The sequence below is a fragment of the Hymenobacter jeongseonensis genome (assembly GCF_015694725.1).
Taxonomy (GTDB): Bacteria; Bacteroidota; Bacteroidia; order Cytophagales; family Hymenobacteraceae; genus Hymenobacter; species Hymenobacter jeongseonensis.
Genome location: NZ_JADQDQ010000022.1, coordinates 16592 through 33310, shown reverse-complemented (window position 1 = coordinate 33310; position 16719 = coordinate 16592). Strand labels below are relative to the sequence as shown.

At 57.6% G+C, this 16719-nt stretch carries 14 protein-coding genes; 7 read left to right on the top strand and 7 right to left on the bottom strand.

Translation table 11 applies throughout. From position 1 onward, the window contains the following. Positions 1–32 precede the first annotated feature (32 nt). Positions 33–653 carry a hypothetical protein gene (locus I2I05_RS21275; RefSeq protein WP_196284286.1) on the bottom strand — a complete coding sequence of 207 codons (621 nt, stop codon included), beginning with the start codon at positions 651–653 and terminating at the stop codon, positions 33–35. A 225-nt stretch (positions 654–878) separates the two neighbouring features. Between I2I05_RS21275 and I2I05_RS21270 the strand changes: the two genes are divergently transcribed. Next, entirely contained in the window at positions 879–3161 is a 2283-nt protein-coding gene (locus I2I05_RS21270; RefSeq protein WP_196284285.1) for an aconitate hydratase, read from the top strand. An 82-nt stretch (positions 3162–3243) separates the two neighbouring features. Continuing rightward, positions 3244–3918: a DUF3885 domain-containing protein gene (locus I2I05_RS21265; RefSeq protein WP_196284284.1), complete on the top strand. Its 675-nt coding sequence runs from the start codon at positions 3244–3246 to the stop codon at positions 3916–3918. A gap of 20 nt (positions 3919–3938) precedes the next feature. On the opposite strand, the gene I2I05_RS21260 is transcribed toward I2I05_RS21265, so the two are convergent. The 4 genes from I2I05_RS21260 to I2I05_RS21245 form a co-directional block, all read right to left on the bottom strand. Further along, positions 3939–4682, bottom strand: coding sequence for an EcsC family protein (locus I2I05_RS21260; protein WP_196284283.1), 744 nt, complete (start codon positions 4680–4682; stop codon positions 3939–3941). Between the two features lie 108 nt (positions 4683–4790). Continuing rightward, a complete protein-coding gene (locus I2I05_RS21255) occupies positions 4791–5210 on the bottom strand; it encodes a hypothetical protein (protein ID WP_230688468.1) in 420 nt (139 codons plus the stop codon). 31 nt (positions 5211–5241) lie between these two features. Next, on the bottom strand, positions 5242–6003 hold the full coding sequence (locus I2I05_RS21250) for a glycosyltransferase family 2 protein (RefSeq protein WP_196284282.1): 762 nt from the start codon (positions 6001–6003) through the stop codon (positions 5242–5244). Between the two features lie 112 nt (positions 6004–6115). Further along, the gene (locus I2I05_RS21245; RefSeq protein WP_196284281.1) at positions 6116–6970 is read right to left on the bottom strand and encodes an exostosin domain-containing protein; all 855 of its coding nucleotides are present in this window, start codon (positions 6968–6970) and stop codon (positions 6116–6118) included. 696 nt (positions 6971–7666) lie between these two features. Between I2I05_RS21245 and I2I05_RS21240 the strand changes: the two genes are divergently transcribed. Next, positions 7667–8401 (top strand): adenine nucleotide alpha hydrolase, encoded by a 735-nt coding sequence (locus I2I05_RS21240; protein ID WP_196284280.1) that lies wholly within the window; start codon positions 7667–7669, stop codon positions 8399–8401. A gap of 144 nt (positions 8402–8545) precedes the next feature. Further along, positions 8546–9235 (top strand): TIGR02117 family protein, encoded by a 690-nt coding sequence (locus tag I2I05_RS21235; RefSeq protein WP_196284279.1) that lies wholly within the window; start codon positions 8546–8548, stop codon positions 9233–9235. A gap of 157 nt (positions 9236–9392) precedes the next feature. On the opposite strand, the gene I2I05_RS21230 is transcribed toward I2I05_RS21235, so the two are convergent. Continuing rightward, positions 9393–9641: a hypothetical protein gene (locus tag I2I05_RS21230; RefSeq protein WP_196284278.1), complete on the bottom strand. Its 249-nt coding sequence runs from the start codon at positions 9639–9641 to the stop codon at positions 9393–9395. 229 nt (positions 9642–9870) lie between these two features. Between I2I05_RS21230 and I2I05_RS21225 the strand changes: the two genes are divergently transcribed. Both I2I05_RS21225 and I2I05_RS21220 read left to right on the top strand, forming a co-directional pair. Next, positions 9871–10326, top strand: a complete 456-nt coding sequence (locus tag I2I05_RS21225) for a LexA family protein (protein WP_196284277.1) — start codon at positions 9871–9873, stop codon at positions 10324–10326. A gap of 8 nt (positions 10327–10334) precedes the next feature. Continuing rightward, the gene (locus I2I05_RS21220) at positions 10335–11684 is read left to right on the top strand and encodes a Y-family DNA polymerase (RefSeq protein WP_230688467.1); all 1350 of its coding nucleotides are present in this window, start codon (positions 10335–10337) and stop codon (positions 11682–11684) included. Positions 11685–11895: 211 nt separating this feature from the next. On the opposite strand, the gene I2I05_RS21215 is transcribed toward I2I05_RS21220, so the two are convergent. Beyond that, entirely contained in the window at positions 11896–14724 is a 2829-nt protein-coding gene (locus tag I2I05_RS21215) for a S8 family peptidase (RefSeq protein ID WP_196284276.1), read from the bottom strand. 288 nt (positions 14725–15012) lie between these two features. Here I2I05_RS21215 and paaN point away from each other — a divergent pair, with 288 nt between their 5' ends. Continuing rightward, positions 15013–16668 carry a phenylacetic acid degradation protein PaaN gene (gene paaN, locus I2I05_RS21210; protein ID WP_196284275.1) on the top strand — a complete coding sequence of 552 codons (1656 nt, stop codon included), beginning with the start codon at positions 15013–15015 and terminating at the stop codon, positions 16666–16668. Positions 16669–16719 lie beyond the last annotated feature (51 nt).

Genomic DNA, 16719 nt, shown 5'->3' with positions numbered 1-16719 from the left:
AAACCCCTACCTTCAACCCTACTTCAATTTGCTTAACAAACCCCGCCTAAACTGTCCAGTTTTTGGGGAGTAGTACATTTTCCAGCTTTGATTGTCCCTACTGCTGGATAGACATTGCCGTCATTATCTCGGAATCGTGTTTTGTAAGTGGCCCCTTTCACCATAGCTATATGTATTGTGGGAAGCACTTTGCCTGCCGAGAAATCATCCTCAGTAAAAAGCGGCTGTTCACCTGCTTCAGCATTCAGCGGTACGCGGTATGATGTTTTCTTACCATACTTTACCCAAGTTCCTTTCAGCTTGTTCGTGCCATTGGCCCGCACTATCAGTGCCGCATTTGCCCCGTGCAAACGAATAGTTACAGAGTCGCCCGCTACTGAGATTCTGTCGCAGCGCAGTTGCTGTTGGCCTTCCAAGCCATTATTAACAAGGTAAACCACTGGCTTACCGGCTTCGGTCTTGACCTTAAACAAAAACGGGATTTCCTGTCCCTGCACCGCTAGCACCCCGCGCCAGGCCCCGGGAGTTAGTACAGAAGCGGCGACAGCATCAGCAGCAACTGCTGTTTCCGGCTGAGTGGACGTATTCGGCTGGCAGCCTAGCAGTAGGCCGGCAAAGGCAACTACCAGTTGACGTAGGAAAATTGCATTCATAGCAGGGCAAATGTGCAACGGGAATGCCGGCATTTCCACCCGTCTCCCCAATAGAACCGGCCGCGCCGGTCCGCGCCGCCAATCACGGCACCAATCCCAACGCTACCCTGGAAACCTACGTTACCCATAGTGGAACGCTCCCAAAATGCTATTGCCGCCTTCCGGCTAGGTACAACTTAGCGCAGGTACTACATTTGCACCACCACTCTTTTACCTAAGTATCCTATGGCTTTCGACCTGGAAATGATTCGCGCCGTGTACGCCGGCATGGGTTCCCGCATCGAGGCGGCCCGCGCCGCGGTGGCGCGCCCGCTCACCCTCACCGAGAAAATCCTCTACGCCCACCTCTTCGGGGGCGAAGTAAAGCATGCGTACGAGCGCGGCGTTTCCTACGTCGATTTCGCCCCCGACCGGGTGGCCATGCAGGATGCCACCGCCCAAATGGCGCTGCTCCAGTTCATGCAGGCCGGCAAGGCCACGGCCGCCGTGCCCAGCACCGTGCACTGCGACCACCTGATTCAGGCAAAGGATGGCGCCACCGCCGACTTGGCCGAAGCCAACACCGAAAACAAGGAGGTTTACGACTTCCTGGCCTCGGTTTCCAACAAGTACGGCATCGGCTTCTGGAAGCCCGGCGCCGGCATCATTCACCAAGTGGTGCTCGAGAACTACGCCTTCCCCGGCGGCATGATGATTGGCACCGACTCCCACACCCCCAACGCGGGCGGCCTGGGTATGGTGGCCATCGGCGTAGGCGGTGCCGATGCCGTGGACGTAATGGCCGGCATGGCCTGGGAGCTGAAATTCCCGAAGGTGATTGGCGTGAAGCTGACCGGTAAAATGAGCGGTTGGACTTCGGCTAAAGACGTGATTTTGAAAGTGGCCGGCATCCTGACCGTGAAAGGCGGCACCGGTGCCATTGTAGAATATTTCGGCGACGGTGCCGAAAGCCTCTCGGCCACCGGCAAAGGCACCATTTGCAACATGGGCGCTGAAATTGGCGCCACCACGTCGGTGTTTGCCTACGACGAAAAAATGGGCGACTACCTGCGCGGCACCGGCCGCGCCGAAATTGCCGATGCCGCCGCCGCCGTGCGCCAGCACCTGCGCGCCGATGACGAAGTATACGCTCAGCCCGAGCGTTTCTACGACCAGCTCATCGAAATCGACCTGAACACGCTGGAGCCTTACGTGAACGGTCCGTTCACGCCGGACGCCGCCTGGCCCATCTCGGAGTTTGCTGCGGCCGTGAAAGAGCACGGCTGGCCCGAGAAGCTGGAAGTAGGACTCATCGGCTCATGCACCAACTCAAGCTATGAGGACATTACCCGTGCTGCCAGCATTGCCGCCCAGGCCGTGTCGAAAGGCCTGACCGTGAACGCCGAGTTCACCATCACGCCCGGCTCGGAACTGGTGCGCTACACCGTGGCCCGCGACGGCCTCCTCGACACCTTCTCGCAGATGGGCGGCGTAGTGCTGGCCAATGCCTGCGGTCCGTGCATCGGCCAGTGGGCCCGCCACACCGACGACCCCAAGCGCAAGAACTCCATCATCACGAGCTTCAACCGCAACTTCGCCAAGCGCAACGACGGCAACCCGAACACCCACGCTTTCGTGGCCTCGCCGGAAATCGTGACGGCCTTCGCCATTGCCGGCGACCTGACCTTCAACCCCCTTACCGATACCCTGCAGGGAGCCAACGGTCCCGTGAAATTCGACGAGCCCCGTGGCGTGGAAATGCCCCCCCAGGGCTTCGCCGTGGAGGATGCCGGCTTCCAGGCGCCCGCCGCCGATGGCAGTGGCGTGCAAGTGCTGGTGAGCCCCAGTTCCGACCGCCTCGAGTTGCTCGAGCCTTTCAAGCCGTGGGAAGGCACCGACCTGAAAGGGTTGCGCCTGCTCATCAAGGCCCAGGGCAAGTGCACGACGGACCACATTTCAATGGCCGGCCCGTGGTTGAAGTACCGTGGCCATTTGGACAACATCTCCAACAACATGCTCATTGGGGCTACCAACGCCTTCAATGGCAAGGCCAACGAGGTGAAGGACTTCTCGACCCAGGGCGACGGCTACACCACCGTGCCCCAGGCCGCACGTGGCTACAAGAGCATGGGCATCGGCACGGTAGTAGTGGGCGATGAGAACTACGGCGAAGGCAGCTCGCGTGAGCACGCCGCCATGGAGCCCCGCCACCTCGGCGTGCGCGCCGTGATTGTGAAGAGCTTCGCGCGTATCCACGAAACCAACCTGAAGAAGCAGGGCATGCTGGGCCTGACTTTCGCCAACAAGGCCGACTACGACCTGATTGAGGAAGGCGACACCATCGACATCCTCGGCCTGACCACGTTCACCCCCGGTCAGCCCCTGCAAGCCCGCCTGCACCACGCCGACGGCGACACCGACTTGATTACGTTGAACCACACCTACAACGAAGGTCAAATCGAGTGGTTCAAAGCCGGCTCGGCCCTGAACCTGATTCGCTTGAAGGAAAGCAGCACGGCGCAGCGGTAATTCTGTTGCTCTAGCCGCTTAAGTAGTAACGGCCGCCTCAGGAAACTGGGGCGGCCGTTTTATTTACATTAATGTTGACTTTATGAAGGCGGAATTACAGGGGTATTTGCAGCAGACTTTTGGCATTCACGAGCCTTACGCCACTAACGAAATTAACTGTGATTACTCGATTGGTGGCCAAGTGCATATTCGGTTTGACCTTGGCGGGGAATTGCCGAATGCCACCGTGGCCCGTGTCGAACAAGCCTCCCAACGCGCACTGACGCTATTTAGGGAAACTTTTGAAAATGTTTCTGATGAAATATGGGTGCTAATCTACGAATACCAAGGAGACAGCTTATTTAATGAAACGCCTAATTATTTAGCTGAGCAATTTCCAAAATTACTATTTGCAACGTTTTATAACCAGCTTGAAGTAATTGATAACGGATGTTCTTACACAGATGAGTCTGGCGCCGAAATCAAGTCGGAAATAGAGGCTAGGATAATTATTGGAAAGGTTAAAGTGTCGGAAATTCAGATTAATAATATCTTGACGGCACTTGCTAATGCAGAAATGGGATTCGAGCCAGCAATTACCCAACGAATTTATTTCATTAATCCTCAAACTGACCGCATTTTTCGCATGTATGACGACCGGGGCTGTTTAATAGATAGTAATTCGGCCGACTCAATCAGAAAGTTGTATATCGAAAGGAGTGCTTGGATAGTAGATTACCACCGGCCAGAAATCGACAAGTATTTCCAGCAGCCATAATGGCGTATTTTCTCGTAACGCTACTCAAATAGCCGTGGCTCTTTCTCCGCCGCGAAATGCCGCATGCGGTAGCAGTTCATGGCCGTGGTGCCGAGTTGGTCGATGAGGCGGTAGTTGGCCACGGCGCCCACGGCGGCCCCGATTACCGGGACTAACTGGGCCATCTTGGCCAGGTCGATGTAGTCGCGGTATTCCTGCTGGAAGGTGCGCCAATCAAACTCGTGGACATCGGTGGGCAGGGTGTGGCGGTAACTTTCCCAATCAGCGAGGCGGCGATAAGTATCGTTGCGGGTATGCTGGCTGCTGAAGGCCAGTTGGAACACGTGCAGCATGTACAGCCGCTCGGTGTAGTCCTTCACGTCGTAGCCATAGAGCGCCGCTACATCGAAAAGGAGCTTGATTTTGATGCTCAGCAGAAGGGGGAAATCGGCGAGGCCAAGCAGAAAACCGCCCGCGCCCGTGATGGCGCCTTCGGTGGTAGCCATGGTGCGGTAGTTGCGTACGTGGTTGCGTACCACGTATTCCCGCGCCTCCAGGGTGGAGGCCACCAGCGGCTGGCGGGTGGTGTGTTGGGAGCCGAACAACACGCCCCGCACCATCTGCTTGATGGCGGCCGTGATGGCTTGGTGCACCCGCTCAGGCAGCAAGGCATTGAGCCGGACCTGCACCCGGCGGGTGAAGCGGTTCATGAAAGAAGGCGGCCGCTGCATTTGCTGCTGCCAGGCTTGCATTTCGAGGTATGCTTGCTGTTCTTCGGGAGTCATAGCCGAAATATAGCGCGGCCGTGCCCGGCAGGGACTTTGCAGTCCGCGTCCGCAGCGGACAATGAAACGAAAACCGAACGGCGCTTGGACGCGGACTGAAAGTCCGCGCTACAGCTTCGCCACGGCTGCTATCCGGCCCTCGCGGGGCTTTTGCACCAGGTAGTAATAGGCCAAAATACCCAGCCCAATCAGAAAGGGCACCAACGCCAAGTGCTTGCCCGTGACGTGGGGCGCCACTTGCACGGTGTCGAAACCGAAAAACTCGCTGCCCATCCAGTAGGAGTTGGCCGTAATCCAAAACACGATGGCCAGGTTGTGGGCCAGCTCTGACTTGTAGGCCCGGGTGCGCCAGGCAATAACGATGGCAATGCCCAGCGTGGGCACTACCATGAGCAGGCCCAGGGTTTTCCAAATCATGCACCAGCTGATGTCTTTCACCAGCCAAAACAGGATGTGCGTGTTTTCCATCTTGCGGTACGTGGCCGGGATGGTGTACACTTCTTCTTCGGAGGAAACGGGGGCGGACATGGCGGGCTAAAACCCAAAAATACGGAGCCGCCTATTTTCCTGGTGCTTCAATCCCCAGCTTCTGCAGCTGCTTGCTGTATTTCTGGTAAATCACCCGCAGGTCGGCGTTGTGTTTGTCGGCATCCACGCCAATGCTCACGTTGCTGGCATGAAAGCGGTGCAAGTGGCTGATGTGCGGGCACAGCACCGGCAGCTGCCCGGCTAGCAGGAAGCGCACGTACAGGTCCAAGTCTTCGGCCATGGGCAGCTCGGCGTCGTAGCCCCCTACTTCGTCGAGGAAAGCGCGGCTGTAGCACACGTTGCCCTGAATGAAATGCTCCGCCCGGAAGATGGCCCGCAGCATATCGGTAGGCGTGTCAAACTGCCAGGCGTAGTAGTCCTCATTGGGCAGGTAGCGGCCCTGCTCGTCCACGCGCAGAAAATCGGCCACGAACCACGGCCGGCCGGGGTGGGCCAGGATTTGGGCGGCGTAGTGGTGCAGCGTGCGCTGCAGCATAATGTCGTCGTCATCGAGCGGCACCAACCAGGCCTCGGGCGCGGCTTCTTGGATGAGCTGGTTGCGGGCCAGGCCGGCCAACTGGCGGCCGGGGTGGTGCCAATGGCGCAAGGGCGGGCCGGGCTGGGCAGCGGCTTCGCGCAGGTAAGCGGCCGTGCCGTCGCGCGAGCCGTTGTCGTAAATCAGGTGTTCGAAGGAGAAATCGAGCGGGGCACTGACGATGGCCCGCACACTGGCCACGGCTTCGGGCAGCAGGGCCCGGCGCTGGTGGGTGGGGGTAATAATGGAAAAATGCATGGCTCCCTTGTTCGGCTGGCGCCGGAAAAAGTTGCCGGGAGAGCGCGAGTTGTGATATCACCTGATATCACCTGATATCCAACTGGTATTGCCATCATGGCTTTCCTATATCTTAGCCGTTTTCGTGTTGTGCATACGAATTAGCGATAGCCTCTAGTTCTCTGTTTAATTCAGGTGTGGGAATGGTTATCCTTTTTAAACATAATTGATAATTGTATTCCGCGTCAGCCCGTGAATAGCTAGTATCCTTGAGCATGTCATGCATGTAGAAGAATTTAAATCCTTCGTATGCAGCGCAATTCTCCTCAATTATGGGTATCGCCCCGCACAGTATTGCTTCAAAAAATCGATACGACCAGACATAATCACCGCTTGGACACAAGACAAAAGCAGATTCAGCAAGTTCTTTATAATAACCTTCATCCCACGACTTTTCGGGGTATTTACGGCCTCTTGTTGATGAGCAAATCACCAAATCACCTATTTCTTTACGAATGCTATTGTCAATGCCGAATAGTGAGAAAATCCTTTTTCTTATTTTGAAAAATGGAGTCTCAAAATCCAATTCCTGGAAGGAATCAGTTTTCACATTGTTTGTGATAAATTTTTGCAGACATAGTTTTCTGCTCTCTGTAATCAAGCCAGTAAATGTATATCTAGTAGGCCTGGCCTCATTCCAAATAGATTTGCAGTATTGCGTAATTGCGTGTGGAAATACTAACGGCCTGTGTATTGCCCCAATAGAAGTCTTAGGTAGCGTATGGTCTATCTCAATGTGAGCAGATAGTCCACCCAAAACCTCATTGCTGCTCACAAAATGCATTCGGAACTTCCTCTTCAAATTTTGAAGTTTATAAATTTCAGAAGGAGTTATGCTAACCAAAAACTTAGATTCGCAAATTGCGTGAGCAAGTCTGATTTGCTGAATGAGGCAAAAAGAAGTGTCAAACTTTAATATATTATTCATAAAAGAGTTTTTGCTTGTGATAATGTATTTACTAGACAAATATTCTTGCCATTCAGCTTCTTCCGTTTGCGCTACAATGAATATGTAGCGGTATTTTAAAGGTACACTGTAACCATTTTGATAAAAAAAATTATTCGCGAAAAAACGAATTTATGTGACAAATGCTGATATGAATTGCGTTTAATACAGGGGCTTGCTGATAAATATGCGGATATGGTATGCGTTAAATACCTTTTTCTGAGCGGAAGTATAATGTTTAATGATAATCAGTTTAGGATTCCTTCTCATTGATAAGTATAGAACTTGGTAAATGCTGCCTAGCTGATGTTATGAAATTAGCAAGTCGCTAATAAACTAGTGTTGTGCTTAATTATTGACGTTGGTTTTGAGACATGATTATATTAATTAGCTAATACTGGTTTGGTTATGGCAGTGTGGATGGACAAAAGCTTGCCAAGCCAATAGCTTCTGGGAATTGGGAATACTACGCGGGTAGGTTGCAGGTGTAGTCGTGCGGCAGGTGGTGAAAGCCAAGTCCATATCTGTTGGCGAGTAAAGAGGCTTTTTTTCCTGCATCCATCTTCTGAGTGGTCAAATGGCATCGCGTATCAATTAGCTAGGGGCAACAAAGCCGACGTTTCGTTAGCAGCTTCAAATGCTTGCCTGCTGCTGCGTTACCCGGTTTCTTTGCCTGAAATGAAGCAGCAAGCACTATTCAACTGGAGCGGGGGCAAGGATTCGGCGCTGGCGCTGCACAAAGTGTTGCAAGGCGGCCAATACGACATTCTGGAGCTGCTTACCACCGTCAGCGAGCCGTATCAGCGCATTTCCATGCACGGCGTGCGCGTCGGGCTGCTCGACCAGCAAGCCGCCAGCATTGGGCTGCCGTGCCGCAAGCTGTTCCTGCCCGAAATGCCCACCATGGAAGCTTACGAGCAGCAAATGACCAGCACGCTGCAAGACGCGCAGCGGCGGGGCGCCACGGTCTCCATTTTCGGTGATATTTTCCTGAAAGACCTGCGCCGCTACCGCGAAGAGCAACTTGCCAAACTGCATTTGCAGGCCGTGTTTCCGCTGTGGGGCGTGCCCACGGCGGTGCTCATTCGCCAGTTTCTGGACTTGGGCTTCAAAACCATTACCACCTGCGTCAACGAGAAATTTCTGGACCAAAGCTTTGTGGGCCGGGTAATCGACGAGGGGTTTTTGCGCGACCTGCCGGCTACCGTGGACCCCTGCGGCGAGAACGGCGAGTTCCACACCTTCGTGTTCGACGGCCCCATCTTTAAGCAGCCCGTTGCCTTTGAAAAAGGTGAAATAGTGTACCGCAAATACACGCCTGCTCCTAAAACCGATGACGCCGGCTACGACTGCGCCGAGCCGGACGAACCCAGTCCATTCGACACGGGATTCTGGTACTGCGACCTGTTTTAGGGCATGGCCCGGGCCGCGGCCGGCCTTACGCAATTTTCAGGACCGGCAACGACCTGCAGCGGGCTCCGTACAGCGGACCCGACACGGTTGGGCTTAGTGCCCGACTTCTTTCCATTTTTTTGCTCCCATTCCCCCGCTTCCCCAATGCCGTCTCTTCTTCGCAAAGTATTGAAACCGGTGGGCTACGCCGCCGGCACGATTGTGGCCGCGGCGGGCCTGTACGTGGGGGCCGCTTTTGTGCTTTCGCGGATTACGGTGGACAAGGCAGACCCCAATGCCTCGCCCGACGTGCTGGTGTACCTCCACACCAACGGCGTGCACACCGACATCGTGGTGCCCGTTAAAAGCCCGCAGAAAGACTGGAGCCTAGAACTGCCGTTCAGCAACGTTCCCTCCGGTGATACTGGCGCGCGCTACATCGCCTTCGGCTGGGGCGACAAGGGCTTTTACCTCGACACGCCCACCTGGGCCGACCTGAAATTCAGCACGGCGTTCGTGGCTGCGTTTTGGCTGGGCTCGGCGGCCATGCACACCACCTACCTGCACGAGTTGGCGCCCGGCCCCGACACCGTGCCGCTCTACCTGAGCAATGCCGAGTACGCCCGGCTCATTCGTTACATCCAAGCCAGCTTCCGCTACGATGCCGCCGGCCGCACCCAGCACATCAAAGGCCACAGCTACGGCAACAACGATGCTTTCTACGAAGCCCACCGCGTTTACAGCTTCCTTTATACCTGCAACACCTGGACCAACGACGCCCTCAAAGCCAGCGGCCAGAAAGCCTGCCTCTGGACGCCCTCTGATACGGGGATTTTCTACCAGTACGGCAAGTAGCATTGCTGTGTAGCCCGCGCGTTGGGAATTAAGTTGATACCCGTTACGCCTAAGCTACCCGTCTGCGTAGCTTCATAAAAAACAAACCAGCCCCGTCGGCTGCAACGCCAACGGGGCCAAAATGGGTGGAACCATCGAACCGACAGTTTAGGAAGGGTTAATTAAGCCAGACATCGGCTACCTGCTCAAAACGATGGGCCGCAAAAGCGCCGTAAGGCCGCTCGGCGTAAAAACCCAGGATGTGCACCTGAGGCTGCTTGGTGCGCACGTGTGGCAAGACGCGCACCGCATACACGCGGCCGGCCTCGGGCCAGTCGCCCACAAAGTCGGCAGGGCGTTGCGCATCGTTCACGCAACGGGCAAATTGCTGCACCGGCAGCGGCGTAGGGAGTTTGACTTTTGACATAACCAAAGTTACAAAATTTACGACAAACTAAAAAGATTGGAAATAAATTTTTTAGTCTTTTTTGGAGAGAATCGGTTCGATTGTTCTAATCCAACATCACTATCTTGTGGAGCTTACTAACATACGCGAACCACGACAATGCGGATTCTAAGGGTATAGGAAAACAATTTACTAAATAAATTAGTAAATAGCAGCCCCAACTCGTCATCATAGACGCAGTTGGGCACTTATGCTTGCATCCCTTCAGGATTTTATTCCGGCCGCTCAGTTCCCCACCCGTGAACTGCCCCTTTTCGGTTGCCCCATCCCGGCGGGCTTCCCTTCGCCGGCCGACGACCACCTCGATGCCCCGCTCGACCTCACCAAGCACTTATTCCGGCACCCGGCTTCCACTTTTCTGGCCCGTGTGAGTGGCGACTCCATGATTGGGGCCGGCATTCATCCCGGCGATTTAGTAGCCGTAGACCGCGCCCTCGCGCCCCGTGAAGGCAGTATTGTGGTGGCGGTGGTAGAGGGCGAGCACACCATCAAGCGCTTGCAACTGCGGGGTGGGCAGCGCTGGCTGGTAGCCGAAAATGCTCGCTATGCCCCCGTGGCGGTAGACCGCGAAGTGGGCTTGCTGGTGTGGGGAGTGGTGACGCACGTCATTCATGCGCTGGGTAACCACCAGATAGCGAAATTGTAATACCTGTTTTGTGTTCTTTCCTCACGATGTACGCCCTGGTTGATTGCAATAATTTCTACGTGTCCTGTGAGCGGGTATTTGCGCCAAATCTGGAAGGTAAGCCCGTGGTGGTATTGTCGAATAACGACGGCTGCCTGATTGCCAGGTCGCAAGAGGCCAAAGATTTGGGCCTGAAAATGGGGGAGCCGTACCACTTGGTGCGCCCGCTCTTGGAGCAGCACCAAGTACGGGTTTTTTCGTCGAATTATGCCCTCTACGGCGACATGAGCCGGCGCGTCATGCAGGTGCTGAGCCGATTCACCGCGGGCGTGGAAGTGTATTCCATCGACGAAGCCTTTTTGGATTTCAGCGGCATGAGTCTGCTGGCGCCCGACCTGCTGGCCTACGGCCAACGGGTGCAGCGGACGGTGGCCCGCGACACCGGCATTCCAACCTGCGTGGGCATGGCGCCCACCAAAACCCTGGCCAAACTGGCCAACCGCCTGGCCCGCAAACTGGGAACCGAAGGTGTTTTGGCCTTCCACACCGAAGCGCAGTGGAAAAATGCCCTGGCGCACGTGCCAGTGGACACCATTTGGGGGGTGGGCCGTCGCTACGGCCGCAAGCTGAACGAACTGGGCATTGGCACCGGGGCCGACCTGGCCGCCATGCCGGAGCACTGGCTGCGCCGCCACATGGGCGGCGTGGTGGGGCAGCGGCTCTGGCGCGAGCTCCACGGCCAGCCCTGCCTGGAGTGGAACCCCGCCCAGTGGGACGAAAAGGAACATTCCGCTCCCAGTACTGCTGGCCGCCACAGTGTCACGTGCACTCGCTCCTTTGGCCGCCCGCAGTACGATGCGGTGGTGCTGAATGAGGCCGTGGCCACCTTCGCGGCCAAAGCCGCCGAAAAACTGCGCCGCCACGGCTTGGCCGCGCACTTGGTGACCGTAATTCTGGGCACGGACAGATACGCCGCCCTTGCGGGCCCTAAGACTTACCACGCCGTTATCAGCCTGCCCACAGGCTCCAACGATACGGGCACCCTCACGCAGGCGGCCCTGCGCGGGCTGCAACAGTTGCGGCGCGAAGGCATGGCCTACCACCGGGCCGGGGTACTGCTGAGCGGAGTAGAACCAGTCGGCCAGGTTCAGTTGGGTTTGTTCTCCGGTTCGGCGGCCGACCAGCAGCGCAGCCAGCAACTAATGAAGACCGTAGACAAACTAAATGCGCGTTTTGGCCGTCAGTTCGTCCACTTGGCAGCTACCGGAACTCACAAAGAGTTGGATGGCCAGCATAAGGCACCCGTTTGGGCGGGGCGTTCGGCGCACCGTTCGCCGTTGTACACCACGGGCTGGGGCGAACTGTGGCAGCTGCACTGAGATTTCAAACTGGTTGTAGGCATGGGCGCCGAAATGCCCAGCTTCCCGGTTGCCTGCGAAGTAAAGCAAGCAGCCCGGGTTTGCTACCGCACCATGGAGCAAACCCGGGCTGTTTTCCTTTATTTCCTCCTTGTCGTTAGCCACCAACGCCCGAACTTGAACAAAGAAGAATGCCATTTAGCGGCATTCCAATACGCTCATTAGTATGATGTTAGCGCAGTAACACTGAACGGGTCACCACCCGGGTGGCCCCGATGGCACGCACCATGTACAGGCCTGGCTCCAGCCCAACCAAACTGGTTTCGAATTGCGTACCCGCCACCGGGAAACTCTTTATTAACCGGCCCGTCATGTCCAGTACCTGCACCTTGGCCGCGCCAAAGTTCTTGGGTAGCTCTACCTGAAGCGGCCCGTTGGTCGGGTTGGGGTACAGGGTAAAATCCACGGCGCGTGCGCTTGGGCGAGTCGGAAGCAATGTAGTGGCATAGGCAATGGTTGCCGATTCGGCCGCATCCTGCAGCTGCAACAGGGTAGGAGCCGAGAGCATGGCAAACGCCACTATCGTCGAGTCGCCCGGGGCCAGCGTCGCTATCCGGGTGCCAATCACCTGCGAGACATCGGTGCCATCGGGTAGGCCCACATTGCTTTGGGAAGTACCACTGCTGAGGGTCATGAACTTATCAGCGGGAGAGAAGCCATCTGCCAAGCTCACAGCCGACCCGAGGGGGGCGTTGTTGTCTATCGAGTACGCCGTGGGCGAACCGCCCCGCAGAAACTGTACCCCCGCGTAAATAGCGGGCAGCGAAGGCGTATTCTGTTGGCCTAGTGCGTAGCAATAGCCCATGGTGCGGGTGTCGTCCCAGGCGGCGGCATTTCGGGCGGAGCCATCCTGCGTGGGCACGTCCCAGTCCATAAACAAGCCCGCATACAGCGGCTTCAGCGTATCGGCCGTGAGGTTCTTGAGCGTGTATTCAAGCACTACAAAATCGCGCCGGCCGGGCGAAGACCAGGCGTAAGCCCGCTGGCGTACGGCAACCCCAACGCTGCGGGTAAGGCCGCCGGCCGCCGGAATAGTGTCCTGAAACATGGCGCGGGCCTCCTGGTCAGCGCGCGGGCCGGGCTGCAGGCGCACGACCTGGGCGCTGTTGAAAAACGACTGGCGCGTATCGCCGTACCGGGTGCGCAGGCGGTCGGACACGCGGGTGGAGCTCGTAGCCAATATCAAGCCGCCTTCGCTGAGAATATTGCCGCTGCCCCGGTACGTTACGCCGGTGCCAATGGTGCCGAATAAGTCATCGAAGGCCAGGTTGCCGCGGCTGGTCAGGGTTACTTTCAGGTCGTTGGCATCGAGCACCACGTAGTCGGGGTTCAGCACAATTTCCACGAATTGTTCGGACTCGTAGCCGTCGCTGCCCGTGAGGTGATACCGCAGGATGGCCGTGGTATTGAGCGGGATGCCGCTGCTGGCCACCGCCACCCGGAAGGGGTTTCTGGCGTTGTTCGACTGAGCCAGGGAAGCCATGTCGCCCGCCACAAACGTGCCCTGACGGACCGTAATGTGGGGCGAGAGCGAGGAAAGCGTCACGGTGAGGCCGGCGATGGGCTGCAGCAAGTTTTGCACGGCCACGCTCAGGCGAATGGTGTCGCCGGGGAGGTACACGGCGCGAGCGGGGACAAAAGTGCTCGCCATTACCCGGGCTTCCTGACTGGGCTCGGTCAGGGCCCGGAATACGTTGAGCCGGCCCGTGCCCATGCGGTTCACCCAAGCGGCATTGGCAGGCAGGGTATCGATTTTATCCGTCGTTTGGCGCAGCTGGGCCGCAACCTGCGAGGCCGATAAGAGCGGGAATTTCCAACGAACCAATGCCGCTGCCCCGGCTACCAACGGCGCAGCAAACGAGGTGCCTCCCACGGCAATGTAGTCCGCTTCGGCCTGCCCGCCACCTGACTTTGCGTGGTAGCCTTGGGTGGTGAGAATGCTGATGCCCGGCGCCACCAAATCAACCCGGTGGCTGAAGGTAGCATTGGGGCTTTTCTGGTCGGTGCTGTTCACGCCCGATACCGACAGCACATGTTCGTAGGAAGCCGGGTAAAACATCAGGTCGGCATTGGTATTGCCGGCGGCCGCCACGAGCACGGCGTCGCGGTTCACGGCGGCGTAGGTCATGGCGTCCTGTTCGAGCTGGGAAAACCCGCCCGGCGAGCCCCAGCTCATGTTAATGACCTTGCAGTTGTGGTCGGCGGCGTACACGACGGCCTCAATGCCGGCAAAATTTCCGTTGGCGGTGTTCGGGTAAATATTAAGGGGCAGAAACCGGCACTTGTTGCCCGTGCCCGCAATGCCCACGCCGTTGTCGGTGTGGGCCGAAGACACGCCTGCTACCAACGAGCCGTGAATGATTTTAATATCATAGCCCGGGTCGTTGTCATTGTTGGCCAAATCCCAACCGTTGAAATTGTCCACGTAGCCGTCGCCGTCGTCGTCGATGCCATTGATGGGGTCGGCGTAGTTGCGCTTAATCTGTTGGCGCAAGTCTTGGTGGGTCATGCGAACCCCGCCGTCGGTGATGCCAATGACAATGGAGCTGTCGCCGCGGGTGATGTCCCAGGCCCGGTAGGCCTTGATTTGTTTCAGATAATACTGGCTCTTCGACAGGCTGGTCAAGGTGGAATCGGCCAGCGGGTCGTTGGGCTGGTATTGCGGGTAGCGGATGTAAAGCGGCTCCACGTACTCGACCGCGCCGGTGGCCAGCAGCACCGTGCGGATGCGCTCCAGGGACACGGTGGTGGGCACCTGAAACTGGTAAATCCCGCGCAGGTCGACACTGCCGGGCTTCTCGATGTTGGGCGGCAAGGTGCGGGGGAATTTCTGCCGGACCTCGCGGGCGGCCAGCGTGCGCAACGCCATTTCCAAGGCTGCCGGCTGCTGGCCCGGCTTCAGCTTCAGGGCAAAACGGCCGGGCACGGTGGGCGGGCCAGCCGCCGCAGCCGCAGACCAACCCAGGGCCAGTAGGACGAGCAATAATAAGGAACGTAACATGTTTCCCATCAAGTAGAAATAGCGCGTTGTAACGAATATTCAGCAGTAGTAAAGGTAACCATCTACGGGGTTTTTACGCGTTCGGTGCGATGGAGTATTATTAAAAGTCGCGGAACAAGGGAAATCACTGGCTAAAAGAGTTTTTGGGCCCGGCTAAACACTGCAAAGCGACCGGTTTGAAGCACGCTTGTTGGGCTGCTTGGCGGCCGAGTTAGGCGGCGGGCTGTAACTTGCGGTGCGGCAATTGGGCCGTTCAACCGTCATCTTTCTGATTACTTCCCACCCACGATGATTGCCAAGCACCAAGCTACCCTCGACGCCGCTGTGCAGGCCCTGCACGGGCGCACCTTCTTCGCCGCTTTCCCCGAAAACCCGTCGCCCGACATTTACGGGGCCGACGCCGATGCCCAAGGCCGCGAGAAGTTCGCCGCCATGCGCGGCCAGCATTTTGCCGAGTTGCAGCAGGGCGAGCCCGAAGGCTGGGCCGGCCAGGAAGAGTCGCCCTACGAGCAGGTTTCGCTCGACATCAAATACCCGTTCTACTCGCCCGCCACGCTCGTTGCCAACGCCCAAGAGACGTTTGCGGAGTGGCGCAAGGTGAAGCCGGCCCTGCGCGCGGCCCTGCTCACCGAGGCCCTGGAAGGCATGAAGAGCCGCTTCTTTGAAATCGCCTACGCCACCATGCACACCACGGGGCAGGCCTACATGATGTCGTTTCAGGCCAGCGGCCCCCACGCCGCCGACCGCGCTCTGGAGGCCATCGCGGCCGGCTACGAGGAGCAAACCCGCTTCCCCGAAGAAACCCGCTGGGAGAAGCCCATGGGCAAGTACAGCATCAGCCTGCACAAAACCTGGCGCGCCGTGCCCAAGGGCCTGGCCCTCGTCATCGGTTGCTCCACCTTCCCAACCTGGAACACGGTGCCCGGCATGTTTGCCTCGCTCGTGACCGGCAACCCCACCATCATCAAGCCCCATCCCAAGGCGGTACTGCCCATCGCCATTGTGGTGGCCGAGGTGCAAAAAGTACTGAAAGAGCACGGCCTGAACCCCAACATCTGCCAGCTGGGCGTGGACGCCGACGACCACCTCATCACCAAAGAGCTGGCCGAAGACCCCGCCATCAAGCTGATTGACTACACCGGCGGCTCGCAGTTTGGCGAGTACGTGGAGAGCCTGAAAGGCAAAACGGTATTCACCGAGAAAACCGGCGTCAACAGCATCATCATCGACAGCTGCAACGACCTCGACAAAGTGGCCCAGAACCTGGCTTTCTCCGTGAGTCTCTATTCGGGGCAGATGTGCACGGCGCCTCAGAACTTCTTCATTCCCGCTACGGGCGTGAAGGTGGGCGACACGCAAGTGCCCTACGAGGAAGTGGTGCAAAAGCTGTCGGCTGCCGTAACGGGCCTGGCCACCAACCCCAAAGCCGGCGCGCACGTGCTGGGCGCCATTCAGAACCCCGCCACTCACGAGCGAGTGAAGCAGCTGTCCTTCGACGGCGGCCGCAGCATTCTGGCCCACAGCACCGTGGATAATGCAACGTTCAAAAATGCCCGCACCTGTTCCCCCAGCATTTTCGAGGTAGACGCCAGCCGCGTAGAGCAGTACAGCCAGGAGCTTTTTGGTCCCATCATGCTGGTCATCAAAACCAAGGATACCCAGGAGAGCATTCGGCTGGCGGCCCAACTGGCCCGCGAGCACGGTGCTATTTCCTGCGGCGCGTACACCACCGACACGGCCATCAAGGAGCAGATTATGGACGAGATGAGCCTGGCCGGCACGCCCGTCAGCTTCAACCTCACCGGTGGCATCTACGTGAACCAGAACGCGGGTTTTTCCGACTTCCACGTGACCGGGGGCAACCCCGCCGGCAACGCTAGCTTCACCAATCCGGAGTTCGTTATCAAGCGCTTCACCTGGGTGGGCTTCCGCGAGCCCGCTTAAGGCCCGGAAACAGTAAACGAAAAAAGGGCCGCTGCTTCCAGAGAAGCAGCG

What these genes read in the sequence shown, in the direction of transcription:
- I2I05_RS21240 (WP_196284280.1), top strand. Translation starts at nt 7,667, where the DNA reads ATGAAGCAGCAAGCACTATTCAACTGGAGCGGGGGCAAGGATTCGGCG.
- I2I05_RS21250 (WP_196284282.1), bottom strand. Translation starts at nt 6,003, where the DNA reads ATGCATTTTTCCATTATTACCCCCACCCACCAGCGCCGGGCCCTGCTG.
- paaN (WP_196284275.1), top strand. Translation starts at nt 15,013, where the DNA reads ATGATTGCCAAGCACCAAGCTACCCTCGACGCCGCTGTGCAGGCCCTG.
- I2I05_RS21275 (WP_196284286.1), bottom strand. Translation starts at nt 653, where the DNA reads ATGAATGCAATTTTCCTACGTCAACTGGTAGTTGCCTTTGCCGGCCTA.
- I2I05_RS21255 (WP_230688468.1), bottom strand. Translation starts at nt 5,210, where the DNA reads ATGTCCGCCCCCGTTTCCTCCGAAGAAGAAGTGTACACCATCCCGGCC.
- I2I05_RS21235 (WP_196284279.1), top strand. Translation starts at nt 8,546, where the DNA reads ATGCCGTCTCTTCTTCGCAAAGTATTGAAACCGGTGGGCTACGCCGCC.
- I2I05_RS21230 (WP_196284278.1), bottom strand. Translation starts at nt 9,641, where the DNA reads ATGTCAAAAGTCAAACTCCCTACGCCGCTGCCGGTGCAGCAATTTGCC.
- I2I05_RS21270 (WP_196284285.1), top strand. Translation starts at nt 879, where the DNA reads ATGGCTTTCGACCTGGAAATGATTCGCGCCGTGTACGCCGGCATGGGT.
- I2I05_RS21245 (WP_196284281.1), bottom strand. Translation starts at nt 6,970, where the DNA reads ATGAATAATATATTAAAGTTTGACACTTCTTTTTGCCTCATTCAGCAA.
- I2I05_RS21215 (WP_196284276.1), bottom strand. Translation starts at nt 14,724, where the DNA reads ATGTTACGTTCCTTATTATTGCTCGTCCTACTGGCCCTGGGTTGGTCT.
- I2I05_RS21260 (WP_196284283.1), bottom strand. Translation starts at nt 4,682, where the DNA reads ATGACTCCCGAAGAACAGCAAGCATACCTCGAAATGCAAGCCTGGCAG.
- I2I05_RS21265 (WP_196284284.1), top strand. Translation starts at nt 3,244, where the DNA reads ATGAAGGCGGAATTACAGGGGTATTTGCAGCAGACTTTTGGCATTCAC.
- I2I05_RS21225 (WP_196284277.1), top strand. Translation starts at nt 9,871, where the DNA reads ATGCTTGCATCCCTTCAGGATTTTATTCCGGCCGCTCAGTTCCCCACC.